Origin of the sequence: Burkholderia sp. MSMB2157WGS (assembly GCF_001532755.1) — a bacterium.
Lineage (GTDB): Bacteria > Pseudomonadota > Gammaproteobacteria > Burkholderiales > Burkholderiaceae > Burkholderia.
The window spans coordinates 74,989-97,919 of sequence record NZ_LPJG01000029.1; the positions used below are offsets into that span (position 1 = coordinate 74,989).

Genomic DNA, 22,931 nt, shown 5'->3' on the forward strand with positions numbered 1-22,931 from the left:
AAACGATGAACGGATCACGCGGGGGCGCGAGCGTGGCCGGCCGGTCCGCCCACGTCGCCCGGTGCCGCATGCCGGCGGGCGCATGAGCGCCCGTCTCACGTATTCAGGAAACACGATGTTCGTCGACTCTCACTGCCACATCAATTTCAAGGGCCTGGCCGACCGTCTGCCGGCCGTTCTCGAGAACATGCGCGAGCACGACGTCACGCACGCGCTGTGCGTGTCGGTCGATTTCGAGACGCTGCCCGACGTACTCGCGATCGCCGACGCGCACGACAACGTGTACGCATCGGTCGGCGTGCATCCCGATCACGAGGATGCGCGCGAGCCGACGCTCGCGGAGCTCGTCGAGCTGGCCGCGCACCCGAAGGTCGTCGCGATCGGCGAAACCGGCCTCGACTACTATCGCCTCGAAGGCCGCTCGATCGCCGACATGGAATGGCAGCGCGAGCGCTTTCGCACGCACATCCGCGCGGCGACCGCGACGATGAAGCCGCTGATCATTCACACGCGCGCGTCGTCGGAAGACACGCTGCGCATCATGGCCGAGGAACGCGCGGACGTGCCGGGCGGCGTGATGCACTGCTTCACCGAGCCGTGGCCGGTCGCCGAGCAGGCGCTCGCGCAGAATTTCCATATCTCGCTGTCGGGTATCGTCACGTTCAAGAACGCGACCGACGTGCAGGACGTCGCGCGGCGCGTGCCGCTCGACCGGCTGCTGATCGAGACCGACTCGCCGTACCTCGCGCCGGTGCCGTATCGCGGCAAGCCGAATGAACCTGCGTACGTCAGCCATGTCGGACGCTTTATCGCATCCGAACGCGGGATCGCCGTCGAGGCGCTCGCCGATGCGACGACGCAGAACTTTTTCCGGCTGTTCAAGATCGCCCGCTAACGACGGGCGCGCAGCCGACAACCCAGGGAAGGAGCCCACAACAATGACGAAGCCGACCAACCATCTGCCCAAACGCGCACTCGTTGCGGCCGCATTCGTCGCGAGCGGGCTGTTCGCCGCCGCCGGCGCGCATGCCGAGTCGCTCGACGCGATCGTCAAGGCCGTCAAGTTCGACGACATCGCCGATATCGGCAAGCAGCTCAAGAGCGGCAAGCTCGATCCGAACACGCTCGCGCCGAACGGCGACCCGATCCTCGTGATCGCCGCGCGCGAGAAATCCGACAAGGTCGCGGCGGCGATCGCCACGACGCCGAACGTCGATCTCGAGAAGGAAGACAAGGCCGGCGAAAACGCGCTGATGCTCGCGTCGCTGAACGGCGACCTCGATCTCGTCAAGCTGCTGATCGACAAGGGCGCGGAAGTCAGCAAGAAGGGCTGGGCGCCGCTGCACTACGCGGCGACCAACGGCCACGACGCGGTCGTCAAGGCGCTGCTCGACCACGACGCGTACATCGACACCGCGTCGCCGAACGGCACGACGCCGCTGATGATGGCCGCGCGCGGCAACCATGCGTCGACGGTCACGCTGCTGCTCGACCAGGGCGCCGATCCGCAGGTGAAGAACCAGCTCGGCATCACCGCGCTCGAGTTCGCGAAGCACTACAACGCGCCGGACGCGATCGAGATCCTGAGCAAGCGGACGACGCGTATCGGTGCAGCGACGCCGGCAGATGCTCAAAAGAGTGCAAAATAACGGTTTTTGGTGCGGCGGCGCCTGTCCGCCCGGCCGCCTTCCGGCCGGAACGGGGCATCCGGCGCCGCACCGGCCAACGCAGCAGGCGGTCCCCCGCCGCATTGACATAAGGAACACCATGTTGCGCGCAATGTTTTGTGCCGCGGCGTTTGCCGTGCCGTTGTCGGCGGCGGCTTTCACGGGCGCGGATCTCGACCGGCTGTGCGCGAAGACGGACGTCAAGTCGCGGGCGTCGTGCGCGGCCTATATCGAAGGCGCTGCCGACGGCGTCTACAACACGATCGATGCGATCGGCGGCACCACGGGGCCGCGCGTCGGTCAGTACTTCTGCCTGCCGCCCGACATCCGGGCGCAACAGATGACGGACGCGGTGCGCAAGTACATCGCGGAAAATCCGAAGCTGGCCGACTACAACGCGAGCACCGCGGTGTCGCTCGGTCTCGGCAAGGCGTTTCCCTGCCGGAGCGGCAACTGATCTGACGCCGTGTCCGGGCGCGTGCGCGGCCCGGACGTCGCCGACGCATCCCAGGACGAAGCCAGTGCGCTTCATCACGCGAGGGCGCCGATGATTTCAATCGAGGAACTGCAGCGCATCGCCGATGCGCCGTTGCATTCATGGCTCGGCACGCTGGGCGTGTCGGTCATCGTCATACTGATCGTCGCGGTCGTGCACCGCCTCGGCGCACGCATCGTCAAGCGCGTCGCGCAGCCGTATCCGCTGATGAGCGCGATCCTGCGCTACATCGACAAGCCGTCGCTCGTCGTGCTGGCGCTGCTGGCGCTCGAATTCCTGTGGCTCCAGGCGGACGACGGCATATCGTTCGTGCGCGGCATGCGCACCGCGGCCGCGGTCGGCTCCATCGTGTCCCTCACGTGGCTGCTGGTGCGGCTCGCGGCCGGCGTCGGCGACGCGATCATCCAGGCCCATCCGATCGATACGGCCGACAATCTCCAGGCGCGGCGCGTCCATACGCAGGCCAAGGTGCTCGTGCGGACCGTGATGGTGCTGATCGTGATCATCGGCACCGGCGCCGCGCTGATGACGTTCCCGAACGTGCGCCAGATCGGCGCGAGCCTGCTGGCGTCGGCCGGTGTGGCAGGGCTGGTCGCCGGTATCGCCGCGCGGCCAGTGCTCGGCAACCTGATCGCCGGATTGCAGATCGCGCTCACGCAGCCGATCCGGCTCGACGACGTGGTCGTGATCCAGGGCGAGTGGGGGCGCATCGAGGAAATCACCGGCTCGTTCGTGTCGGTGCGGCTGTGGGACCAGCGGCGTCTCGTCGTGCCGCTGCAGTGGATCATCGAGAACCCGTTCACGAACTGGACGCGCAGCAGCGCGGAGATCATCGGCACCGTTTACCTGTCGGTCGATTACCGCACGCCGCTCGCGCCGCTGCGCGAGGAACTCGCACGGCTCGTCCATGCCGCGCCGGAATGGGACGGCCGCGTGCAGGTGCTGCAGGTGACCGACGCGACGGAGCGCACGATGCAACTGCGTGCGCTCGTCAGCGCGGCCGACTCGTCGTCGTGCTGGGATCTGCGCTGCCGCGTGCGCGAAGGGCTGATCGCCTATCTGCAGAACCGCTATCCGCAATGCCTGCCGCGCAGCCGGATGGAGCTGTATCCGCACGAATCCGCGCCCGATGCGCCGAATCCCGAACGGCCGCACGCGCGCTCGCCCGCCGCCAGCACGGCGGCCAACACCGCAGCCGACCCGCAGGCCGTCGACGGCCGCTGAACGCGGCCCGGCGCCGGCCCGCCATGCCCCATCGCCCATTCCCATGACCGCGCTGAAGACGCTCGCCATCGCCAATTACCGCTCGCTGCGCGAGCTCATCGTGCCGCTCGCGGCGCTCAACGTCGTCACGGGGCCGAACGGCAGCGGCAAGTCGAGCGTGTACCGCGCGCTGAGGCTGCTCGCCGACACCGCGCAGGGCCGCGTGATCCCGTCGCTCGCGCGCGAGGGCGGCTTGCCGTCGACGTTGTGGGCCGGGCCCGAGCGCTTCTCGCGCGCGATGCTGGCCGGCGAGGTGCCGGTGACGGGCACCGTGCGCAACGGGCCGGTGAGCCTGAAGCTCGGCTTTGCGTGCGACGATTTCGGCTATTCGATCGATCTCGGCCTGCCGCTGCCGAGCAGTTCGCAGTTCGCGCTCGATCCGGTGATCAAGCGCGAATGCATCTGGGGCGGCGCGTTGCCGCGCCCGTCCACGCTGCTGGTCGACCGGCAGGGCGCGCAGATTCGCATGCGTACCGCGTCGGGCGACTGGCGGACGATTCCGCAACCGGTCGCGAGCTTCGACAGCATGATGACCGAGTTCGCCGATCCGACCGGCGCGCCCGAGATGATCGCGGTGCGCGAGCGGATTCGTTCGTGGCGCTTCTACGACCATTTCCGGACCGATGCGCAGGCGCCGGCGCGCCAGTCGCACATCGGCACCCATACGCCGGTGCTCGCGGACGACGGGGCCGACCTGGCCGCCGCGCTGCAGACGATCCGCGAAATCGGCGACGCGGCGGCGCTCGACGCGGCGATCGACGACGCGTTTCCCGGCGCGTCGGTCGAGATCGACAATCCGGGCGGCCGCGGCCGCTTCGACGTGCTGATGCGCCAGCCGGGGCTGCTGCGGCCGCTGGCGGCGGCCGAGCTGTCCGACGGCACGCTGCGCTACCTGCTGCTCGCGGCCGCGCTGCTGACGCCGCGGCCGCCGGCGCTGATGGTGCTGAACGAACCCGAGACGAGCCTGCATCCCGATCTGCTGCCGGCGCTCGGCCGCCTGATCGCGCAGGCCGCCGGGCATTCGCAGGTGCTGGTCGTGTCGCACGCGGCGCGGCTCATCGCGACGCTCGAGCGCGAGGCCGGCTGCGAATCGCTGGTGCTCGACAAGCAGCTCGGCGCGACCGCGCTCGTCGATGCCGACTCGCGCGACCTGCCGGCCTGGAAGTGGCCGTCGCGCTGACGGCCTGATGGCGTGCGTTGGGTCGCGAACGGCGCGCGAAGGCACCGGATCGGCACCGAGGGGGCTCGATGCGAGGCGGCCGGGCCCGTGCGGCGGAATGTATCCGGTCTGTAACAACCCCCAAAAAATGAAAGGCCGGCGGTTCCGCTCATCGGGATCGCGAATAATAATGGGATATCCGGCTGGCGCCGCGCCGGCCGGCGCGGGATGGACGCGGGGCGTGCGCGCGCAAGCGCGGCCCCCTGCCGGCCGTCCCGCAACGGACAGGACACAGGAGACGTGGACCATGAGAATTGCGCAGATCGCCCCGCTGACCGAATCCGTCCCGCCGAAGCTGTACGGCGGCACGGAGCGCGTCGTGTCCTACATCACCGAGGCGCTCGTCGAGCTCGGCCACGATGTGACGCTGTTCGCGAGCGGCGATTCGACGACGCGGGCGAAGCTCGAGCCCGTGTGGCCGCGCGCGCTGCGACTCGATTCGTCGATCCGCGACCGGGTCGCGCCGCACATGCTGCTGATGGAGACGGTCGCGCGCCGCGCGAAGGATTTCGACGTGCTCCATTTCCACATGGACTACTACTCGTTCTCGGTCTTCAACCGACAGGAAACGCCTTACGTGACGACGCTGCACGGCCGGCTCGACCTGCCCGAGCAGCAACCGGTGTTCGACACGTTCAACACGGCGCCGGTGATCTCGATTTCCAATTCGCAGCGCCAGCCGTTGCCGCAGGCGAAATGGCTGACGACCGTCTATCACGGGTTGCCCGAGACGCTGTACATGCCGCAGCCCGTCGAGCCGCGCTATCTCGCGTTCCTCGGCCGCATCTCGCCGGAAAAACGCGTCGACACAGCGATCCGCATTGCCGGCCAGTGCGGGTTGCCGATCCGGATCGCCGCGAAGATCGACGCGGCCGACCAGGAATACTTCGACCGCGAGATCAAGCCGCTCTTCGCGTTGCCGCACGTCGAATACGTCGGCGAGATCGCCGATCACGAGAAGGCTGAATTCCTGTCGGGCGCGCACGCGCTGCTGTTTCCGATCGACTGGCCGGAACCGTTCGGCCTGGTGATGATCGAGGCGATGTCGTGCGGCACGCCGGTGATCGCGTTCAACCGCGGTGCGGTGCCGGAAGTGGTGGACGAGGGCGTGTCGGGTTTCATCGTCGAGGATGAAATCAGCGCGGTGGCCGCCGTGAACCGGCTGCACCTGCTGCCGCGTGCGCGCGTGCGGCAGCGCTTCGAGGCGCGCTTCACGTCGCGCCGGATGGCGCAGCAGTACGTGGACGTGTACCAGTCGGTGATCCGCGCGCAGAAACGCTCGCGCTTCAAGGTGATCGATTCGACGACCTGAGCGGCCCGGCCGACCCGACCGCGTTGGCGCAGCGCGCCGGCGGATAAAAAAACGGCGATGCCCGCGAGGACATCGCCGTTTGCGCACGACCCGCGCGCGGCACGCGCGGGCAGGGCGTCAACGTCAGATCTTGAGCTTCGTGACCTTCGTGCCGTTGATCGACACGTCGCCCATCAGGCCGGCGTTGGTCAGCACGACGACCTGGACCGGTGCGGTGGCCGTGTTGGAGTCGACCGCGCCGTTCGCGCCCATCTTCACGAGCGCGACCGATGCGCCGGCGCCGGCGGCCCAGCCGTCCGAGTTGCGGAATTCGTCGAGCGCCTGCTGCGTCATGAACAGGAACACGATCGCCTTCGACTGCGCGCCGGCCTGCAGGCCGACCGACAGCGACGACGTGTTGTAGTAGCCGACCGTGCTGCCGCCGACGCGCAGCGCGCCGTTGCCGGACTGGCCGCCGACGATGAAGCCGGCTTGCAGCACTTCGGGGAAGACCAGCACGCCGCGCGATTTCGCGACGAGTTCGCGCGAACCCTTGACCGTGGAGTACATGCGCGACAGCGTGGCGTCGACGCTCGCGTCGATCGACTGGCGTTTGGACGCGTTGGTCGCGGCGTTGTCCGGCTTGTCCGGGGTGGTGGTGCAACCGGTGAGCGCGAGGCTACCGACGATGAGCGCAGCGGCGGCTTTCAGCACAAGATTCCGTTTTTGCATCGTTGTTCTCCATCGGATGACGTTCGGAGTGAGTCTCGCTCAAGGAGCGGATCACGTCGGCAGTTATATCACAGCGGATTACGGCCTCTTTTCGTTGCCGCGTGAAAAAGCGTCAAATCGCGTGAGGGTGTCGCGGCGCGCCAACGGACGATGCGGCGCCGACGCGCGAGGGGCGGGTCGGCATGCGGGGCGCGCGACGGCCGGGCGGGAGGGCGAGGCGTCTGCAGCGCGCGCCCGTGTCAGTGTGTGACGGGCGGAACGGGCGGCTTGATCGGCGGGCGGCGAAGCGCGCGGCGGATCAGCGCGATCACGATGCCGCACGCGAACAGGAACGCGGCCGGGACGACCCAGTAGCCGACGAACGCATGCCACAGATAGCCGGCGAGCGTATTGCGGCGTACCACGTATTCGTCGCGCGCCGCCTGCTGGCGCGGCGCGTTGGCGGCGAGCACGTCGGCCGGGCAGCCGGCCGCGCGCGCTTCGTCAGGATCGCCGTGACACTTCGCGGCGGCGCCGGCGGCCTGCTGCGTGTCGGTGAGCTGCCAGGTGGTCAGCGCGAGCTGCAGGTCCGCTTTGTTGTAGGCCATTTCCTCGCGGATCTCGCGGACGGCGACGATCGCGACGGGCACTGCCCAGAACACGATCACGATCAGCCAGCGGCGGAACCAGCGGTGTTGTCTCCATGCCATCCAAGCCTCCGTTTGACGCGCGTGCGCGTCCGTCTCGAGGGCGGCCCGATGGCGCTTCTTGGTCTTGGGTGGGCCGCGTTGCAGCCATCATAGAAGAAAACGCGGCGAAATGCCGCACCATGTGGCGGCACCGGGCCGGCAGCCGGAAAAAACGGGGCGGGAAAGACGGGAATGCATGCGTCGATGCGCGTGCAACGAAAACGAAAATGCCGCGCCCGCCGAAGCGGGGCGCGGCATTCGGGACGGGAGCGCCGGGACTCAGGCGGCCGGCTGGTTGCTCAGGCAGCTCTTCATGAACGCCTTGCGATCGTCACCCTTCTTGCCGGTGGCCTGCGTATTGCACGCCTTCATCTTTTCCTGCTGCGTCATCGCCTTCGCGGGCTTCGCCGACAGGCAGTCCTTCATGAACGCCTTGCGTTCGTCGCCCGTCTTGCCGGCTGCCTGGGTGTTGCAGGCCTTCATCTTGTCCTGCTGGCTGTTCGCCGCGAAGGCGGGGGAAGCCAGCATGCCGCCGAGAAGCACTGCGGCTACGAGCGATTGGATTTTCATTTCGACACTCCCATGGGGTGAATTGCGTGTGATCGACGCCGTCACGAAGCGCGACGCGATGAGGACAGGACCACATCGCACCACGCGCTCCGATTATGGCAAATCAAGGTGAAAACACCAAAACGGCACTTTCTATAACGTTGCGGACGCCACGGCCGTTGACGCCGCGCGCGGCCCGGAGATCAGGACAAACCATGATGCGCGCCGGCCGTCGCCGGCCGCCGCGCCGGAACCTGCCGGCTCGCGGCCGCGAGCCATTACAATCGCGGCCATGAATACACCGAACACCGCATCCCCTTCGTCCGCGGCGACACTGCCGCGCATCGCCGTACTCGCCACCGGCGGCACGATCGCCGGCGCCGCGCCCGACGCGGCCAGCACGGCCGGCTACCAGGCCGGCGCGCTCGGCGTCAATTTCCTGGTCGACGCCGTGCCGGCGCTCGCGTCGGTCGCTCGCATCGACGCGGAACAGGTCGCCAGCATCGACAGCAAGGATCTCGCGCTGCCGCTGTGGAACACGCTCGCCGCGCGGATCGACGCGCTGATGGCCGACCCGGCCGTCGACGGCATCGTGATCACCCACGGCACCGATACGCTGGAGGAAACCGCGTATGCGCTGCATCTGGTCGTGCGGGGCGACAAGCCGGTCGTGCTGACGGCCGCGATGCGGCCGGCCACCGCGCTGTCGTCCGACGGCCCGCTGAACCTGCTGAACGCGGTGACGGTGGCCGCGCATCCGGCCGCGCGCGGGCAGGGCGTGCTGGTCGCGTTCAACAACCGGATCCACGGCGCGCGCGATGTCGTGAAGACGAGCACCTATGCGGTCGACGCGTTCCAGTCGCCGGAACTCGGCGCGCTCGGCTGGGTGCAGGACGGCCGCGTCGAATTCGCGCGCCGCGTCACGCGCACGCGCGACACGCAACTGGCGATCGCCGCGACCTGGCCGCCGGTCGAAGTCGTCGCGAGCTATGCGGGCGCGACGCGCACGGCCGTCGATGCGCTCGTCGCGGCCGGCGTGCGCGGACTCGTCGTCGCGGGCACCGGCAACGGCTCGATTCATGCGACGCTGCAGGCGGCGCTCGCCGATGCGGTGAACGCGGGCGTGGCGGTGGTCCGTGCGTCGCGCGTCGGTTCGGGGCACGTGATGCGCAACGGCGCCGCGAGCGACGATGCGCTCGGTTTCGTGAGCGCGGGCTCGCTGCACCCGTTCAAGGCGCGCGTGCTGCTGATGCTCGCGCTCGCGAACGGCGTTCGGGATCGAGACGCACTGCAGCACGCGTTCGATACGCTGTGACGGCTGGCCGCCGCTCGGGCGGCGTACGGCGCGCATAAAAAATGGCAGGCCGATGGCCTGCCATTTTTGCGTCGGTGCTGCGAGAACGCTCAGGACTGCACGATCAGGACTGCGGCGGAATCACGAGCTTCTGGCCCGGGTAGATCCGGTCCGGGCTCGACAGCATCGGCTTGTTCGCCTCGAAGATCGCCGGGTACTTGCTCGCATCGCCATACACTTCCTTGGCGATCGCCGACAGCGTGTCGCCCGGCTTCACGTCGTGGTACTGCACTTCCGGATCGTCCGGCTGCAGATCGTCGTCGTTGACGCCCGCGACGCCTTGCACGTTGCCGGCCGCGACCTTGACCTTCGCCTTCGTGTCGAGATCGGCGACGCTGCCCGACAGCGTGACGGTGCGCGATGCGCCGTCGAACGCGACGGTCAGGTTCGACGTGTCGAGACCTTGCGTGTTGATGTAGTTCTTGATGGCATCGGCCGCGGTCTGGTTCGCGGCATTCGGATCTTCCGCCGCTTGCGCGTCGGCATGACCCAGCAGTTTTTCACCCGCCTCCTTGATAAACGAAAGAAGACCCATCGTTGCACTCCTTAGGTGGTTGAAAAGAAAACGCGCCGTGAAGTGGCGAAAAAAACACCGCGCTGGATGCAGGCCCCGAAGGGCGCGCAAGCGCGGCGGTTTTCTCGAAAGGCGTGGCGAAAGTGTAGGCGTTCAACGCGACGATTGCATGAAAAATCGCACGCTCGAACGTAAAGAAATGTAATACGCGAAATCCGACAGGCGGACACCCGACGACGACGTCTGACCGACCAAGGCTTCCCCGGCGCCGCCGGGTGCCGCTGCGGACCCCACCACGCCGCTCTCAGCCCAGAGCGGCGTTTTTTCGCCCCGTCGCGCACGCGTTTCAGCGATACGCGGCGGGGCGCCCCACCGTGATGCGCGTGTGCTCGCGCATCGATGCGACCGGCCGCGGCCGGGTCGCCTGTGTCGTTCGCGCATCCGCCGTGGCGGTGGATCGCGCGTCATTGCATTTGCCGTGGCATTCGCCGAATGCAGCCGGCGAAGCAGCCGCCGAACGCGACGGCATGCCGCGGCGTGCGCTCAGCCCTGCGTCTTCTCGATCTCGAAGTTCGACATGATCTCGAGCGCGCGCACGAGGGCCGAGTGATCCCATGCCTTGCCGCCGTGCGAGGCGCACACGCTGAACAGCTGCTGCGCGCTCGCGGTGTGCGGCAGCGCGAGGCCGAGCTTGCGTGCGCCGTCGAGCGCGAGGTTCAGGTCCTTCTGGTGCAGCTCGATGCGGAAACCCGGATCGAACGTGCGCTTGGTCATCCGCGCACCGTGCACTTCGAGGATGCGCGACGCGGCGAACCCGCCCATCAGCGCCTGGCGCACGCGCTCCGGATCGGCGCCCGAACGGGCGGCGAACAGCAGCGCTTCGCCGACCGCCTCGATGTTCAGCGCGACGATGATCTGGTTCGCGACCTTGCAGGTCTGGCCGGCACCGTTGTCGCCGACGAGCGTGATGTTCTTGCCCATCTTCTCGAACAGCGGCTTCGCGCGCTCGAACGCCTTTTCCGGGCCGCCGACCATGATCGTCAGCGTCGCTTCGCGTGCGCCGACTTCGCCGCCGGACACCGGCGCGTCGAGGTAGTCGCAGCCGAGTGCGTTGATCTGCTTCGCGAAGGCCTGCGTGTCGAGCGGCGAGATCGAACTCATGTCGATCACGAGCTTGCCGGCCGTCAGGCCCTTCGCGACGCCGTCGTCGGCGAACAGCACGTTACGCACGTCGGGCGTGTCCGGCACCATCGAGATGATGATGTCCGCGTGCTGCGCGACTTCGGTCGAGTTCGCGACGACCTTCGCGCTCGCGCGCAGGTCGTCCGGGATCGGGAACGCACCGTTCACGACGAGCTGATGATCGCCCTTGAGCAGGTTGCGCGCCATGTGCGCGCCCATGATGCCGAGGCCGATGAAACCGATGGTTGCCATGTGAAAGTCTCCTATAGGGCTGAAAACGGGAAGGGCGCGACTCAGGCGGCGCGACGCGCCGACGCCGGTGCGCAGCCGGCCACGCTTTGCAGCCAGCCGAGGCCTTCCGTCGTGGTGGTGCGGGGCTTGTATTCGCAGCCGACGTAGCCGGCATAGCCGAGCCGATCGAGCAGCGCGAACAGGAACGCGTAGTTGATCTCGCCGGTGCCCGGCTCGTTGCGGCCCGGGTTGTCCGCGAGCTGCACATGGCCGATCGACGCGAGGTTGCGTTCGATCGTCGCGGCCAGTTCGCCTTCCATGCGTTGCATGTGATAGATGTCGTACTGCAGGAACAGGTTGTCCGAGCCGACCGCGCGGATCACGTCGAGCCCTTCGGACGAGCGGTTCAGCGCGAAGCCCGGGATGTCGAAGCTGTTGCACGGCTCGACCAGCAGGCGGATGCCTTCGCGCTTCAGTGCATCGGCGGCGAAGCGCAGGTTGTCGACGATCGTCACGAACGTCTTGTCGCGCGCGGTGCTCGCCGACGGGATGCCGACGAGGCAGTTCAACTGCGGCACCTTCAGCGCCTTCGCGTACTCGATCGCGCGGCCGACCCCTTCCTGGAATTCGCTCACGCGATCGGGCAGGCACGCGATGCCGCGCTCGCCCTGATCCCAGTTGCCGGCGGGCAGGTTGTGCAGCACGAGGCGCAGGCGGTGCGTCTCGAGCCGCTCGGCGAGTTCCTCTTTCGCATACGGATACGGGAACAGGAACTCGACGGCGTCGAAGCCCGCGTCCGCGGCCGCCTTGAAGCGGTCGAGGAACGGCACTTCGTTGAACAGCATGGTCAGGTTTGCAGCAAACTTCGGCATGAGCTAAGCCTCTTCGGTCGGTCAGTCAAAAAATGGCGTGCGGTTCAGTCGAGCATCGAGATCGCGGTCGGTGCGTGCTCGGCCTTCTCGGCGAGTTCCTCGAACTCGTTGATCGCGTCGATTTCAGTGCCCATCGAGATGTTGGTCACGCGCTCGAGAATCACTTCGACGACCACCGGCACGCTGAACTCGTCCGCGAGCGTTTGCGCCTGGCGCAGCGCCGGCTCGATCTCTTCCGGCTTGAACACGCGCAGCGCCTTGCAGCCGAGGCCTTCGGCGACGGCCACGTGATCGACGCCATAGCCGTTCAGCTCCGGTGCGTTCACGTTGTCGAACGCGAGTTGCACGCAGTAGTCCATGTCGAACGCGCGCTGCGCCTGACGGATCAGCCCGAGGTACGAGTTGTTCACGACGACGTGCACGTACGGCAGCTTGAATTGCGCGCCGGCCGCCAGCTCCTCGATCATGAACTGGAAGTCGTAGTCGCCGGACAGCGCGACGATCGGGCGGCTCGGATCGGCCGCACGCACGCCGAGCGCGGCGGGGATCGTCCAGCCGAGCGGGCCGGCCTGGCCGCAGTTGATCCAGTTGCGCGCCTTGAACACGTGCAGGAACTGCGCGGCGGCGATCTGCGACAGGCCGATCGTGCTGACGTAGCAGGTATCGCGGCCGAACACCTTGTTCATCTCTTCGTACACGCGCTGCGGCTTGACCGGCACGTTGTCGAAGTGGGTCTTGCGCTGCAGCGTGCGCTTGCGTTCCTGGCATTCCGCGACCCACGCGCTGCGGTCCTTCAGCTTGCCGGCGGCCTTCCATTCCCGTGCCACCGCGACGAACAGCTCGAGCGCCGCCTTCGCGTCCGACACGATGCCGAGATCGGGGCCGAACACGCGGCCGATCTGCGTCGGCTCGATGTCGACGTGCACGAACTTGCGGCCCTTCGTGTAGACCTCGACGCTGCCCGTGTGGCGGTTCGCCCAGCGATTGCCGATGCCGAGCACGAAATCGGATGCGAGCATCGTCGCGTTGCCGTAGCGGTGCGACGTCTGCAGGCCGACCATGCCGGCCATCAGCGGGTGGTCGTCGGGAATCGCGCCCCACGACATCAGCGTCGGGATCACCGGCACGCCGACCGTTTCGGCGAACTGCACGAGCAGGTCTTCGGCCGCCGCGTTGAGCACGCCGCCGCCCGACACGATCAGCGGCTTGTCCGCGTCGTTCAGCATCGCGAGCGCCTTCTCGATCTGCGCGCGGGTGGCCGCGGGCTTGTAGACCGGCAGCGGTTCGTACGTGTCGATGTCGAATTCGATTTCGGCGAGCTGCACGTCGATCGGCAGGTCGACCAGCACCGGGCCCGGACGGCCCGAACGCATCAGGTGGAACGCCTGCTGGAACACGCGCGGCACGAGCGCCGGTTCGCGCACGGTCACGGCCCACTTGGTGACAGGCTTCGCGATCGATTCGATGTCGACGGCCTGGAAATCTTCCTTGTAGAGGCGTGCGCGCGGCGCCTGGCCCGTGATCGCGAGGATCGGAATCGAATCGGCCGACGCGGAGTAGAGGCCGGTGATCATGTCGGTGCCGGCGGGGCCCGACGTGCCGATGCACACGCCGATGTTGCCCGGTGCGGCGCGCGTGAAGCCTTCGGCCATGTGCGATGCGCCTTCGACGTGACGGGCCAGCACGTGGCTGATGCCGCCCGACTTGCGCATGGCCGAGTAGAACGGGTTGATCGCGGCGCCCGGCACGCCGAACGCGGTCTGGATGCCTTCCTTCTCGAGCACGAGTACGGCTGCGTCGACGGCTCTCATCTTGGCCATGAATGTCTCCTTGAATGTGGCGGATCTTGCGAATCGGTCTGTTGGGAACACTTTAGGGATGCAGGAAAGGTTTGATAAGATCAGCCGAAGTCGCTTATTTCGAAACTAAAAGTATGGAATGACGGCCGGACGGGGCTTCCCGCCGGCGTCGGAGCCGGGTGGAGACGCGAGATGGATCGTTTCAAGCAGATCGAGACGTTCGTGCGGGTCGCGGACGCGGGCAGCCTCGCGGCGGCGGCGCTCGAGGAGGGCGTGTCGCCGGTGGTGCTCGGGCGGCGCATCGACGCGCTGGAGAAGCGCCTCGGCGTGAAGCTGATGTACCGCTCGACGCGGCGGCTGGTCGTCAGCGAGGAGGGGGCCGCGTTCCTCGAGCGCTGCCGCGGGCTGCTCGCCGAATGGGATCAGGCCGAGAACGAGCTGGCCGCCGGGCGGCGCGCGGTGAGCGGCCACCTGATCGTGTCGGCGCCGGCCGCGTTCGGCCGCAAGCACGTCGCGCCGCACGCGCCGGGCTTTCTGGCCGACAAGCCGGAGATGCAGCTGTCGTTCAACCTGACCGACCGCGTCGTCGATCTCGTGCGCGAGGGCTATGACCTGTCGATCCGGATCGGCGGCGCGGTCGATCCGAACTTCGTCGCGGTGAAGCTCGCGTCGAACCGGCGCGTGGTGTGCGGCACACCCGGGTATTTCCGCAAGCACGGCCGGCCGAAGTCGCTCGACGACCTGCTGAAGCACAACTGTCTCGCGTTCAACCTGCAGGGCGGCCAGAACCGCGGCTGGTATTTCCAGCGCCACGGCAAGATCGCGACGATGCGCGTGACCGGCAATCTCGACTGCAACGACGGCGAGCTGCTGCACCGCTGGGTGGCCGAAGGGCTCGGGCTCGGCTGGCGCTCGACGTGGGAAATCGCCGCGCAGCTCGAAACGGGCGAACTCGAGACCGTGCTCGACGAATATGCGCTGCCCGACTACGACATCCTCGCGGTCTACCCGCAGCAACGCTACGTGCCGGCGCGCGTGCGCTATTTCATCGACTACCTGCGCGCCGCGTACGTGCGCCCCGGCTACTGGAGCACCACGCCGTGACGGGGCGGCCCGCGCGGCCGTCCGGCGATTTTTTACGCTTCGTGCGCACGGCACGGGAATAAACTCGACGCAGCAGCGGTAAGGTCATCGAGCGCGCACGTTGCCGGTCTGTCCGGGCGCCGTGCGCGGAACGGGCGGCGTCGGCCGCCGGGACCAGGGAGGCCATGTGGGGCAAGCCGGACAGGCGGTCGATGAACGGGCGGCGGACGATGCGGTCGCGCGCGGCGAGCGGTTTCGCGCGCTCGTGCTGCCGCATCTCGACGCCGCGTACAACCTCGCGCGCTGGCTGAGCGGCAGCGCCGGCGATGCGGACGACGTCGTCCAGGACGCGTGCATGCGCGCGCTGCGTTTCGTCGATTCGTGTCGCGGCGACAACGCGCGGCCGTGGCTGCTGACGATCGTGCGTCACACCTGGTACACCGAGTGGCGGCGGCGCACGCATGCGCACGAGGTCGCGCTGCCCGACACGCTCGACGACGCCGACGTGCCCGACGACTGGCAGCCGGCCACGGAGGATCCGCTGGCGCACCTGCTGCGCGGCGAGAACGTGCGGCTCGTGAATGCGGCGCTTGCGAAGCTGCCGCCCGAATACCGCGAGGTGCTCGTGCTGCGCGAGATGGAGGACCTGAGCTACCGCGAGATCGCGGCGATCGCGGACGTGCCGGTCGGCACGGTGATGTCGCGGCTCGCGCGCGGCCGGCGCAAGCTCGCCGCGCTGCTGGGCGGCGCGCCGGCGCCGGCGCCGGCGACCGAAGGCCGGCCGGGCCGTACGCCGGCAGGCGGAACCGCATCGGAGGCTATCGATGGACTGTAACGAAGCGCGAGCATTGCTGGACGCGGACGTCGACCGCGAGCTGTCGGCGCCCGATGCGTTGCGGGTCCAGCAGCATGTCGAAGGGTGCGACGCGTGCCGCCGCGAACGGGCGCGGATCGTCACGCTGGTGCAGGCCGTACGGCAGGCCGATTATCACCGCGCGCCGGACGCGCTGCGGGCGAGCATTCTCGCGAGCCTGCCGGCGGCCGCCGACGCGCATGCCCAGGCGCCGTCGCGGGCCGAGCCGCGGCCTGAGCCCCAGTCGCTGCCGCCGCGGGCGCGCGGGCGCGACCGGTTCTCGTGGCTGCCCGGGCGCGGCGCGGCGGCACGACCGGTATCGACCGGTGCCGGGCCGCGCGTGGCCGCGTGGCCGGGCCTCGGCTGGGGCGTCGCGTTGCTGATGGCGCTCGCGGCGGCGGGCGGCATGGGATGGTCCGCCCGCCATGCCGACGTCGACCGGACGGTCGACGAACTCGTCGCGAGCCACGTGCGGGCCGACCTGTCGGCGCGCGACATCGACGTGATCTCGACCGACCGGCACACGGTCAAGCCGTGGTTCAACGGCCGGCTCGACTATGCGCCGCCGGTCGAGGACCTTGCGGCGAGCGGCTTCGCGCTGGTCGGGGGCCGGCTCGACTACGTCGGGCGTCGCCGTGTCGCGGTGCTCGTCTACCGCCACCGGCAGCACGTGGTCGACGTCTACGTGCAGCCGGCCGGGGAGCGGCCGGCGGCCCCGTATGCGACCGTGTCGCAGGGCTATGCGCTCGACCGCTGGAGCGCGGCCGGGATGACGTGGTGGGCCGTGACCGATGCCGAACCGTCGGCGCTCGCGGCGTTCCGGACGGCGCTCGACGCGCGGCTCGCGGGCACGCACGGCGAATGACCGCGCCGGCGGCGTGGCGGTTCCGACCCCGGCGCCACAACGCCGAACCGATGGCATTTGCGCTGGCATACCCGCTCAAGTCTTTGAAAACACGGCCGAATCCGCTTGCGCATCGTCGATTGGCCTTGCATGCGCCCCGTAACCGGGTTAAAATCTTCGGCTTCTCACTTGCCACACCGGTTCAGACGCCCGGGTGGCTTCAATCCACAAGGAGTGTGTAATGCGTCATTACGAAATCGTATTCATCGTGCACCCCGATCAAAGCGAGCAAGTGCCCGCGATGATCGAGCGTTACAAGACCACGATCACGTCGCACGGCGGCCAGATCCACCGCGTCGAAGACTGGGGCCGTCGCCAACTGGCCTACATGATCGAGAAACTCGCGAAGGCTCACTACGTCTGCATGAACATCGAGTGCGACCAGACGACGCTCGACGAACTCGAACACGCGTTCAAGTTCAACGACGCCGTGCTGCGCCACCTCATCGTCAAGATGAAGAAGGCCGAAACCGGCCCGTCGCCGATGATGAAGGAAGTTCAGCGCGAAGAAGCCAAGAAGGCGGCTGCAGCTCAGCCGGCCGAAGCGCAGGCTTAAGTTCGTCACGCATTAAGCCATCAAGGAGCGCGCCACTCACGTGAACAGGTTGCAATTGACGGCGAGCGTCGTCGAACGCGCACCGGTGCGATATACGCCGGCAGGTGTTCCGATCGCAAGCGCCACGTTGCATCACCGCACGGAAGTCGTCGAAGCAGGCATTCCCCGTCAGGTCGAAATGACGATCGAGGCGGTGGCGGCCGGTGAGGCGAGCGGCAAGCTGGAAAGTCGTGAAATGGGCGTCGAAACGCTGTTCACGGGCTTCCTGGCCAAGAAAAGCCGCAACGCGAGAACCTTGGTGTTTCACATCACAGCATTGCAGGACATTGGAAAGGACTGAAATCATGCCCCGCCCGACTGGTAAGAAATTCGACAAGCGTCGTCAGCAACAAAACCCGCTCTTCAAGCGCAAGAAGTTCTGCCGTTTCACGGCTGCCGGCGTCGAGCAGATCGACTACAAGGACACGGAAACGCTGAAGGACTTCATCGGCGAAAACGGCAAGATCACGCCGGCTCGTCTGACGGGTACGAAGGCGCACTATCAGCGTCAGCTGGATACGGCCATCAAGCGTGCGCGTTTCCTCGCGCTGCTGCCGTACACCGATCAGCACAAGGCGTAATCAGGCGACGCAATAAGGAGAATTCGAATGCAAATCATTCTGTTGGAAAAAGTCGCCAATCTGGGTAACCTCGGCGATATCGTCAAGGTCAAGGACGGTTACGCTCGCAACTTCCTGATCCCGAACCGCAAGGCTCGCCGTGCAACGAAGGAAGCGATCGCCGAATTCGAAGTGCGCCGCGCCGAACTCGAAAAGATCGCCGCTGAAAAGCTGGCGGCATCGCAGGCAGTCGGCGAGAAGCTGAACGGCCAGACGTTCGAAATCACGCAGAAGTCGGGCGTCGACGGCCGTCTGTTCGGCTCGGTCACGAACGGCGACGTCGCGGAACTGCTGAAGAAGGCAGGCTACGAAGTCGAGAAGCTGCAAGTGCGCATGCCGGAAGGCCCGCTGAAGATGATCGGCGAGCACAACGTCCAGGTCGCGCTGCACACGGACGTCGTCGTCGACGTCACGATCAACGTGATCGGCGACCACGCGTAAGCGTATGCAAGCTTGCCGGGCGGCTTCCGCCGTCCGGACAAGGGCAGGCGCCCGGGTAACCGGGGCCTGCCTTTTTTGTTGCCCGCTCGCCCGGCAAGCGGTGGTAGCGCTGCCGCCATCTATTCGCGATAATCCCAACCCATGAACGCGCCGCAAGATCCCCAAATCGAATCGCTGAAAGTCCCGCCGCATTCGGTCGAAGCCGAGCAGTCGGTGCTCGGCGGCCTGTTGCTCGACAACGCGGCATGGGACCGGATTGCCGATTTCCTGTCGCAGGGCGACTTCTACCGCTACGACCACCGGATCATCTACGAGCACATCGGCCGGCTGATCGCGGCGACGCGCCCGGCCGATGTCGTGACCGTGTACGAAGCGCTGACCACGTCCGGCAAGGCCGACGACGTCGGCGGGCTCGCGTATCTGAACGCCCTCGCGCAGAACACGCCGAGCGCGGCGAACATCCGCCGCTACGCGGAAATCGTGCGCGACCGCGCGGTGCTGCGCCGGCTGGTGTCGGTCGCCGACGAAATCTCGGCCGACGCCTTCAATCCGCAGGGCAAGGAAGTCCGCCAACTGCTCGACGAAGCCGAATCGAAGGTGTTCTCGATCGCCGAAGAGGGCGCGCGCGGCAACCAGGGCTTCCTCGAGATCGGCCCGCTGCTCACGCAGGTGGTCGAGCGGATCGACACGCTGTACCACACCGCGAATCCGAGCGACGTCACCGGCACGCCGACCGGCTTCGTCGACCTCGACCGGATGACGTCGGGGATGCACGGTGGCGAACTGATCATCGTGGCCGGAAGACCGTCGATGGGTAAGACCGCATTTTCGATGAACATCGGCGAATACGTCGCGGTCGAGTACGGGCTGCCGGTCGCGGTGTTCTCGATGGAAATGCCGGGCACCCAGCTCGTGATGCGTATGCTCGGCTCGATCGGCCGGCTCGACCAGCACCGGATGCGAACCGGCCGCCTGACGGACGAGGACTGGCCGAAGTTGACGCACGCGGTGCAGAAGATGAGCGAGGCGCAGCTCTTCATCGACGAGACGGGCGGCCTGAACCCGATGGAATTGCGCTCGCGCGCGCGGCGTCTCGCACGCCAGTGCGGCAAGCTCGGCCTGATCATCGTCGACTACCTGCAGCTGATGTCGGGTTCGTCGCAGGGCGAGAACCGCGCGACGGAAATCTCGGAGATTTCACGTTCGTTGAAGAGTCTCGCGAAGGAGCTCGACGTGCCGGTGATCGCGCTGTCGCAGCTGAACCGCGGCCTCGAACAGCGCCCGAACAAGCGTCCGGTGATGTCGGATTTGCGCGAATCGGGCGCAATCGAACAGGATGCGGACGTGATCCTGTTCATCTATCGCGATGAAGTCTACAATCCCGACAGTCCTGACAAGGGGACGGCCGAAATCATCATCGGCAAGCAGCGTAATGGCCCGATCGGGCCCGTTCGGCTCACGTTCCTGGGGCAATACACGAAGTTCGACAACTTTGCCGGGGCGCAAACCTTCTACGGCGAGTAAAGCCGGTTGTAAACACCTATTTCGCCAAATGTTGTATCCAATCCCGGCGTGCGCATATGCGCACGTCGCGTCGCGACCGGAAACGGTACAATGTCGCCCGTTTTCGTGACAGTAGTTTGACAATCTCTCAGGAATCCCATGTTCGGTCGATTCATGCCCACCGAGGGCAAGTTCTTTGAACTCTTCAACGCGCACGCGAAGCACATCGTTTCCGGTGGCCGCGAGCTCGAACTGCTGATCGACAATCTCGCCGACGCCGAGATTCACAAGCAAAACGTGCAAATCGCCGAGAAGGCCGCCGACAAGCTCACGCACGAGGCGATCGATCTGCTGCACAAGACCTTCATCACGCCGCTCGATCGCGACGAGATCCACAAGCTGATCACGACGATGGACGACATCCTCGACCTGATGGAAGACGTCGCGACGGCCGTGTCGCTGTACGACGTGCAGTCCGTCACGTCCGAGGCGAGCCAGCTCGCGCACATCGTCACGCAATCGGCGCAACACGTGCAGCAGGCCGTCGGCTTGCTGTCCGACATGAAGCAGTCGGCACAGATCCTCAAGCAGTGCGAGGAAATCGACCGCTGGGAGTCGGAAGCCGATCGCGTGCTGCGCGCGGCGATGTCGAAGCTGTTCCGCGAGGAAGACGACGTGAAGACGCTCATCAAGCTGAAGGCGATCTACGAGCTGCTCGAGGAGATCACCGACAAGTGCGAGGACGTCGCGAACATCATCGAAGGCATCGTGCTGGAAAACGCCTGAGCGGACCACGATGCATTCGATACAACTCGCCCTATGGATGGTCGCGACGCTGGTGCTCGTCGCGCTCGTATTCGACTTCATGAACGGCTTTCACGACGCGGCGAACTCGATCGCCACCGTCGTGTCGACCGGCGTGCTGAAGCCCCAGCAGGCCGTGGTGTTCGCGGCCGCGTTCAACGTGATCGCGTACTTCATCTTCCACCTGAAAGTCGCGCAGACCGTCGGTAAAGGCACGATCGATCCCGAGATCGTCGACCATTACGTCGTGTTCGGCGCGCTGGTCGGCGCGATCGGCTGGAACGTGATCACGTGGTACTACGGGATTCCGTCGAGCTCGTCGCACGCGCTGATCGGCGGCCTCGTCGGCGCGGCGCTCGCGAAGTCCGGCTGGAGCGCGCTCAACATCGACGGGCTGCTGAAGACGATCGCGTTCATCTTCATTTCGCCGCTGCTCGGTTTCATCCTCGGTTCGCTGTTCATGCTCGGCGTGTCGTGGCTGTATTTCCGTACCGCGCCCAGCAAGGTCGACCGGCGCTTCCGCCGGCTGCAACTGCTGTCGGCCGGGCTGTACAGCCTCGGTCACGGCGGCAACGACGCACAGAAGACGATCGGTATCATCTGGATGCTGCTGATCGCGAGCGGTTACGCGTCGGCGACCGCCGATGCGCCGCCGGCCTGGGTGATCGGCGCGTGCTACCTGTCGATGGGCCTCGGCACGCTGTTCGGCGGCTGGCGCATCGTGCGCACGATGGGCCAGAAGATCACGAAGCTCAAGCCGGTCGGCGGTTTCTGCGCGGAAAGCGGCGGTGCGATCACGCTGTTCATCGCGTCGTTCCTCGGCATTCCGGTGTCGACCACGCACACGATTACCGGCGCGATCGTCGGTGTCGGCGCGACGCAGAAGCTGTCGGCCGTGCGCTGGGGCGTCGCCGGCAACATCGTGTGGGCGTGGGTGCTGACGCTGCCGGCGGCCGCGCTATTCGCGGCCGGCGGGTGGTGGCTCGGACGCCAGATCTTCTGAGCGCCGACACGGCCGGATCGACATGAAATGCGCCGCAAGCCGAAAGGCTGCGGCGCATTTTCTTTTGGAGGCTGGCAAGAGAGCGGCGACGAGGCGGGAGGGGCGGCAGATGCCGCCAACGTCGTTGACGGGCGGACTCGGGCAATCGCTCAATAACTGCCGTTCGCAAACCGCGCGATCGGATCGTCGGCCGTACCGGTGCGCGGGCTGATGGGCGCGGATTGCGTCGATGCTCGCCACACCTGCACGGGCGCGGGCTCGATACCGCGTGGGGGCGTCGACGCGGTCGCGGGCGGCGGCTCGGCATCGAAGGCGGCCGCTTGGGCAGCCGTCAGCGCGGTCGTCGGGATCTGCGTGCCGACTTCTGCCGGGGCGGCCGGTGCGGTATTGGCCGTCATCGCGGGCATCGCGTCATTCGCCGACGTGGCTTGCTGCTGCGCCACCTGCATCCGCGGCGGCGGCGGTTCGTACGGATCGGCGACCGGCGCTGCCGGTGCAACTGCGGCGGCCGTCACGACCGGCGTGGTCGGGGTGGCTGGCGCCTGCGTCGCTCTCGCTTGCGGCGGCGCATACGCGGGTTGCCGCGGTGCGGCGGCAGCCGTCACGACCACGGGAGCGGCCGCGACCGCCGGCGCATTGCGCGGTTCGTCGCGCTTGGCTTCGTAGGTCGGCGCATCGAATGGCGTCGGGGCCGAGCGCGGCGGCGCGACGCGGCGAATGCCGTCGAAGCGCTTCGCCCAGTAGGGGTTCGTCAGGTAGTCGAGCCGTACGGTGCCGCCCGTCGACGGTGCGTTGACGAAGCGCAGCTTGCCGACATAGATACCGACGTGCGAATGCGGCCGCCCGGTCGTATTGAAGAAGATCAGGTCGCCCGGCGCGATCTCGTCGGGTTCGATCGACACGCCGCGGCTGCTCATGTCGGCGGTCGTGCGCGGCAGGTTCACGTCTGCGGCACGGCCGATCACGTAGCGGACGAGCCCGCTGCAGTCGAAGCCGCTCGCCGGCGTGTTGCCGCCCCAGCGATACGGAACGCCGACGAGGCTCATCGCCTGGATCGAGATTTCTTCCTGACCGACGCTGTGGTCGACGAATTTCGGGAAATTGGCGGGCGCCGGGAATGCACGCGGCGTCGTGATCTTCATGCCCGAAGCGGAGCGCGATGCCGACTGCGGCGGCACGCTGGAACAGGCCGCAAGCAGGGAGACGACGGCGACGGGAACCCAGATTCGAAGCATGGCAAGGCGGGCGAGCGCGGCGCGCTCGCGAATCGTATGACGACAGACAGACC

General features: G+C 67.1%; 25 protein-coding genes. 17 read left to right on the plus strand and 8 right to left on the minus strand.

The genetic code is table 11. The features are described 5' to 3' along the window. Nucleotides 1-115 precede the first annotated feature (115 nt). The 6 genes from WT53_RS18125 (at nucleotide 116) to WT53_RS18150 (ending at nucleotide 5,957) form a co-directional block, all read left to right on the plus strand. Nucleotides 116-895 (plus strand): TatD family hydrolase, encoded by a 780-nt coding sequence (locus WT53_RS18125; RefSeq protein WP_034207503.1) that lies wholly within the window; start codon nucleotides 116-118, stop codon nucleotides 893-895. A 43-nt stretch (nucleotides 896-938) separates the two neighbouring features. After that, nucleotides 939-1,649, plus strand: a complete 711-nt coding sequence (locus WT53_RS18130; protein ID WP_034207502.1) for an ankyrin repeat domain-containing protein — start codon at nucleotides 939-941, stop codon at nucleotides 1,647-1,649. A 118-nt stretch (nucleotides 1,650-1,767) separates the two neighbouring features. Beyond that, on the plus strand, nucleotides 1,768-2,124 hold the full coding sequence (locus tag WT53_RS18135) for a Rap1a/Tai family immunity protein (RefSeq protein ID WP_006485939.1): 357 nt from the start codon (nucleotides 1,768-1,770) through the stop codon (nucleotides 2,122-2,124). Between the two features lie 90 nt (nucleotides 2,125-2,214). Further along, nucleotides 2,215-3,387 carry a mechanosensitive ion channel family protein gene (locus tag WT53_RS18140; protein ID WP_034207501.1) on the plus strand — a complete coding sequence of 391 codons (1,173 nt, stop codon included), beginning with the start codon at nucleotides 2,215-2,217 and terminating at the stop codon, nucleotides 3,385-3,387. 43 nt (nucleotides 3,388-3,430) lie between these two features. Next, nucleotides 3,431-4,606 carry an AAA family ATPase gene (locus WT53_RS18145; RefSeq protein WP_034207500.1) on the plus strand — a complete coding sequence of 392 codons (1,176 nt, stop codon included), beginning with the start codon at nucleotides 3,431-3,433 and terminating at the stop codon, nucleotides 4,604-4,606. A gap of 286 nt (nucleotides 4,607-4,892) precedes the next feature. Next, entirely contained in the window at nucleotides 4,893-5,957 is a 1,065-nt protein-coding gene (locus tag WT53_RS18150) for a glycosyltransferase family 4 protein (protein ID WP_034207499.1), read from the plus strand. A 123-nt stretch (nucleotides 5,958-6,080) separates the two neighbouring features. Here WT53_RS18150 and WT53_RS18155 read toward each other — a convergent pair whose 3' ends face one another. From WT53_RS18155 to WT53_RS18165, 3 genes are all read right to left on the minus strand, one after another. Next, nucleotides 6,081-6,668 (minus strand): YSC84-related protein, encoded by a 588-nt coding sequence (locus WT53_RS18155; protein ID WP_034207498.1) that lies wholly within the window; start codon nucleotides 6,666-6,668, stop codon nucleotides 6,081-6,083. Nucleotides 6,669-6,907: 239 nt separating this feature from the next. Continuing rightward, complete coding sequence (locus WT53_RS18160) at nucleotides 6,908-7,357, minus strand: membrane protein (protein WP_034207497.1); 450 nt, start codon at nucleotides 7,355-7,357, stop codon at nucleotides 6,908-6,910. Between the two features lie 258 nt (nucleotides 7,358-7,615). Further along, nucleotides 7,616-7,906: a PsiF family protein gene (locus WT53_RS18165; protein WP_011549641.1), complete on the minus strand. Its 291-nt coding sequence runs from the start codon at nucleotides 7,904-7,906 to the stop codon at nucleotides 7,616-7,618. A 271-nt stretch (nucleotides 7,907-8,177) separates the two neighbouring features. On the opposite strand from WT53_RS18165, the gene WT53_RS18170 reads away from it, so the two are divergent. Next, a complete protein-coding gene (locus WT53_RS18170; protein ID WP_034207496.1) occupies nucleotides 8,178-9,200 on the plus strand; it encodes an asparaginase in 1,023 nt (340 codons plus the stop codon). A 103-nt stretch (nucleotides 9,201-9,303) separates the two neighbouring features. Here WT53_RS18170 and lysM read toward each other — a convergent pair whose 3' ends face one another. The 4 genes from lysM to gcl all read right to left on the minus strand — a co-directional run bounded on the left by lysM (nucleotide 9,304) and on the right by gcl (nucleotide 13,858). After that, entirely contained in the window at nucleotides 9,304-9,774 is a 471-nt protein-coding gene (lysM, locus tag WT53_RS18175; RefSeq protein WP_034207495.1) for a peptidoglycan-binding protein LysM, read from the minus strand. A gap of 522 nt (nucleotides 9,775-10,296) precedes the next feature. Further along, the gene (locus WT53_RS18185) at nucleotides 10,297-11,187 is read right to left on the minus strand and encodes a 2-hydroxy-3-oxopropionate reductase (protein ID WP_034207493.1); all 891 of its coding nucleotides are present in this window, start codon (nucleotides 11,185-11,187) and stop codon (nucleotides 10,297-10,299) included. 41 nt (nucleotides 11,188-11,228) lie between these two features. Beyond that, the gene (gene hyi, locus WT53_RS18190; RefSeq protein WP_034207492.1) at nucleotides 11,229-12,038 is read right to left on the minus strand and encodes a hydroxypyruvate isomerase; all 810 of its coding nucleotides are present in this window, start codon (nucleotides 12,036-12,038) and stop codon (nucleotides 11,229-11,231) included. Nucleotides 12,039-12,082: 44 nt separating this feature from the next. Further along, on the minus strand, nucleotides 12,083-13,858 hold the full coding sequence (gene gcl, locus WT53_RS18195; protein ID WP_034207491.1) for a glyoxylate carboligase: 1,776 nt from the start codon (nucleotides 13,856-13,858) through the stop codon (nucleotides 12,083-12,085). Between the two features lie 171 nt (nucleotides 13,859-14,029). On the opposite strand from gcl, the gene WT53_RS18200 reads away from it, so the two are divergent. The 10 genes from WT53_RS18200 to WT53_RS18245 all read left to right on the plus strand — a co-directional run bounded on the left by WT53_RS18200 (nucleotide 14,030) and on the right by WT53_RS18245 (nucleotide 21,643). Continuing rightward, the gene (locus tag WT53_RS18200) at nucleotides 14,030-14,941 is read left to right on the plus strand and encodes a substrate binding domain-containing protein (RefSeq protein WP_034207490.1); all 912 of its coding nucleotides are present in this window, start codon (nucleotides 14,030-14,032) and stop codon (nucleotides 14,939-14,941) included. A gap of 166 nt (nucleotides 14,942-15,107) precedes the next feature. After that, nucleotides 15,108-15,755 (plus strand): RNA polymerase sigma factor, encoded by a 648-nt coding sequence (locus tag WT53_RS18205; RefSeq protein ID WP_034207489.1) that lies wholly within the window; start codon nucleotides 15,108-15,110, stop codon nucleotides 15,753-15,755. Continuing rightward, the gene (locus tag WT53_RS18210; protein ID WP_034207488.1) at nucleotides 15,745-16,638 is read left to right on the plus strand and encodes an anti-sigma factor; all 894 of its coding nucleotides are present in this window, start codon (nucleotides 15,745-15,747) and stop codon (nucleotides 16,636-16,638) included. The genes WT53_RS18205 and WT53_RS18210 overlap by 11 nt, the downstream gene beginning before the upstream one ends. A gap of 220 nt (nucleotides 16,639-16,858) precedes the next feature. Further along, entirely contained in the window at nucleotides 16,859-17,233 is a 375-nt protein-coding gene (rpsF, locus tag WT53_RS18215) for a 30S ribosomal protein S6 (protein WP_027784636.1), read from the plus strand. Nucleotides 17,234-17,273: 40 nt separating this feature from the next. Then, nucleotides 17,274-17,573 carry a primosomal replication protein N gene (gene priB, locus WT53_RS18220; protein WP_006486250.1) on the plus strand — a complete coding sequence of 100 codons (300 nt, stop codon included), beginning with the start codon at nucleotides 17,274-17,276 and terminating at the stop codon, nucleotides 17,571-17,573. Nucleotides 17,574-17,577: 4 nt separating this feature from the next. Further along, nucleotides 17,578-17,853, plus strand: coding sequence for a 30S ribosomal protein S18 (gene rpsR, locus WT53_RS18225; RefSeq protein ID WP_006486248.1), 276 nt, complete (start codon nucleotides 17,578-17,580; stop codon nucleotides 17,851-17,853). A gap of 27 nt (nucleotides 17,854-17,880) precedes the next feature. Next, on the plus strand, nucleotides 17,881-18,333 hold the full coding sequence (gene rplI, locus WT53_RS18230) for a 50S ribosomal protein L9 (RefSeq protein ID WP_027784634.1): 453 nt from the start codon (nucleotides 17,881-17,883) through the stop codon (nucleotides 18,331-18,333). A gap of 141 nt (nucleotides 18,334-18,474) precedes the next feature. Further along, nucleotides 18,475-19,857, plus strand: a complete 1,383-nt coding sequence (locus WT53_RS18235; RefSeq protein WP_034207487.1) for a replicative DNA helicase — start codon at nucleotides 18,475-18,477, stop codon at nucleotides 19,855-19,857. Nucleotides 19,858-19,995: 138 nt separating this feature from the next. Next, complete coding sequence (locus WT53_RS18240) at nucleotides 19,996-20,622, plus strand: DUF47 domain-containing protein (RefSeq protein WP_006478627.1); 627 nt, start codon at nucleotides 19,996-19,998, stop codon at nucleotides 20,620-20,622. A gap of 10 nt (nucleotides 20,623-20,632) precedes the next feature. Beyond that, nucleotides 20,633-21,643: an inorganic phosphate transporter gene (locus tag WT53_RS18245; protein ID WP_034207486.1), complete on the plus strand. Its 1,011-nt coding sequence runs from the start codon at nucleotides 20,633-20,635 to the stop codon at nucleotides 21,641-21,643. 149 nt (nucleotides 21,644-21,792) lie between these two features. Here WT53_RS18245 and WT53_RS18250 read toward each other — a convergent pair whose 3' ends face one another. Further along, nucleotides 21,793-22,878 (minus strand): C40 family peptidase, encoded by a 1,086-nt coding sequence (locus WT53_RS18250; RefSeq protein ID WP_034207485.1) that lies wholly within the window; start codon nucleotides 22,876-22,878, stop codon nucleotides 21,793-21,795. Nucleotides 22,879-22,931: the final 53 nt, after the last annotated feature.

Coding starts and splice junctions, on each gene's coding strand:
- WT53_RS18125 (WP_034207503.1), top strand. CDS start 116: ATGTTCGTCGACTCTCACTGCCACATCAATTTCAAGGGCCTGGCCGAC.
- WT53_RS18130 (WP_034207502.1), top strand. CDS start 939: ATGACGAAGCCGACCAACCATCTGCCCAAACGCGCACTCGTTGCGGCC.
- WT53_RS18135 (WP_006485939.1), top strand. CDS start 1,768: ATGTTGCGCGCAATGTTTTGTGCCGCGGCGTTTGCCGTGCCGTTGTCG.
- WT53_RS18140 (WP_034207501.1), top strand. CDS start 2,215: ATGATTTCAATCGAGGAACTGCAGCGCATCGCCGATGCGCCGTTGCAT.
- WT53_RS18145 (WP_034207500.1), top strand. CDS start 3,431: ATGACCGCGCTGAAGACGCTCGCCATCGCCAATTACCGCTCGCTGCGC.
- WT53_RS18150 (WP_034207499.1), top strand. CDS start 4,893: ATGAGAATTGCGCAGATCGCCCCGCTGACCGAATCCGTCCCGCCGAAG.
- WT53_RS18155 (WP_034207498.1), bottom strand. CDS start 6,668: ATGCAAAAACGGAATCTTGTGCTGAAAGCCGCCGCTGCGCTCATCGTC.
- WT53_RS18160 (WP_034207497.1), bottom strand. CDS start 7,357: ATGGCATGGAGACAACACCGCTGGTTCCGCCGCTGGCTGATCGTGATC.
- WT53_RS18165 (WP_011549641.1), bottom strand. CDS start 7,906: ATGAAAATCCAATCGCTCGTAGCCGCAGTGCTTCTCGGCGGCATGCTG.
- WT53_RS18170 (WP_034207496.1), top strand. CDS start 8,178: ATGAATACACCGAACACCGCATCCCCTTCGTCCGCGGCGACACTGCCG.
- lysM (WP_034207495.1), bottom strand. CDS start 9,774: ATGGGTCTTCTTTCGTTTATCAAGGAGGCGGGTGAAAAACTGCTGGGT.
- WT53_RS18185 (WP_034207493.1), bottom strand. CDS start 11,187: ATGGCAACCATCGGTTTCATCGGCCTCGGCATCATGGGCGCGCACATG.
- hyi (WP_034207492.1), bottom strand. CDS start 12,038: ATGCCGAAGTTTGCTGCAAACCTGACCATGCTGTTCAACGAAGTGCCG.
- gcl (WP_034207491.1), bottom strand. CDS start 13,858: ATGGCCAAGATGAGAGCCGTCGACGCAGCCGTACTCGTGCTCGAGAAG.
- WT53_RS18200 (WP_034207490.1), top strand. CDS start 14,030: ATGGATCGTTTCAAGCAGATCGAGACGTTCGTGCGGGTCGCGGACGCG.
- WT53_RS18210 (WP_034207488.1), top strand. CDS start 15,745: ATGGACTGTAACGAAGCGCGAGCATTGCTGGACGCGGACGTCGACCGC.
- rpsF (WP_027784636.1), top strand. CDS start 16,859: ATGCGTCATTACGAAATCGTATTCATCGTGCACCCCGATCAAAGCGAG.
- rpsR (WP_006486248.1), top strand. CDS start 17,578: ATGCCCCGCCCGACTGGTAAGAAATTCGACAAGCGTCGTCAGCAACAA.
- rplI (WP_027784634.1), top strand. CDS start 17,881: ATGCAAATCATTCTGTTGGAAAAAGTCGCCAATCTGGGTAACCTCGGC.
- WT53_RS18235 (WP_034207487.1), top strand. CDS start 18,475: ATGAACGCGCCGCAAGATCCCCAAATCGAATCGCTGAAAGTCCCGCCG.
- WT53_RS18240 (WP_006478627.1), top strand. CDS start 19,996: ATGTTCGGTCGATTCATGCCCACCGAGGGCAAGTTCTTTGAACTCTTC.
- WT53_RS18245 (WP_034207486.1), top strand. CDS start 20,633: ATGCATTCGATACAACTCGCCCTATGGATGGTCGCGACGCTGGTGCTC.
- WT53_RS18250 (WP_034207485.1), bottom strand. CDS start 22,878: ATGCTTCGAATCTGGGTTCCCGTCGCCGTCGTCTCCCTGCTTGCGGCC.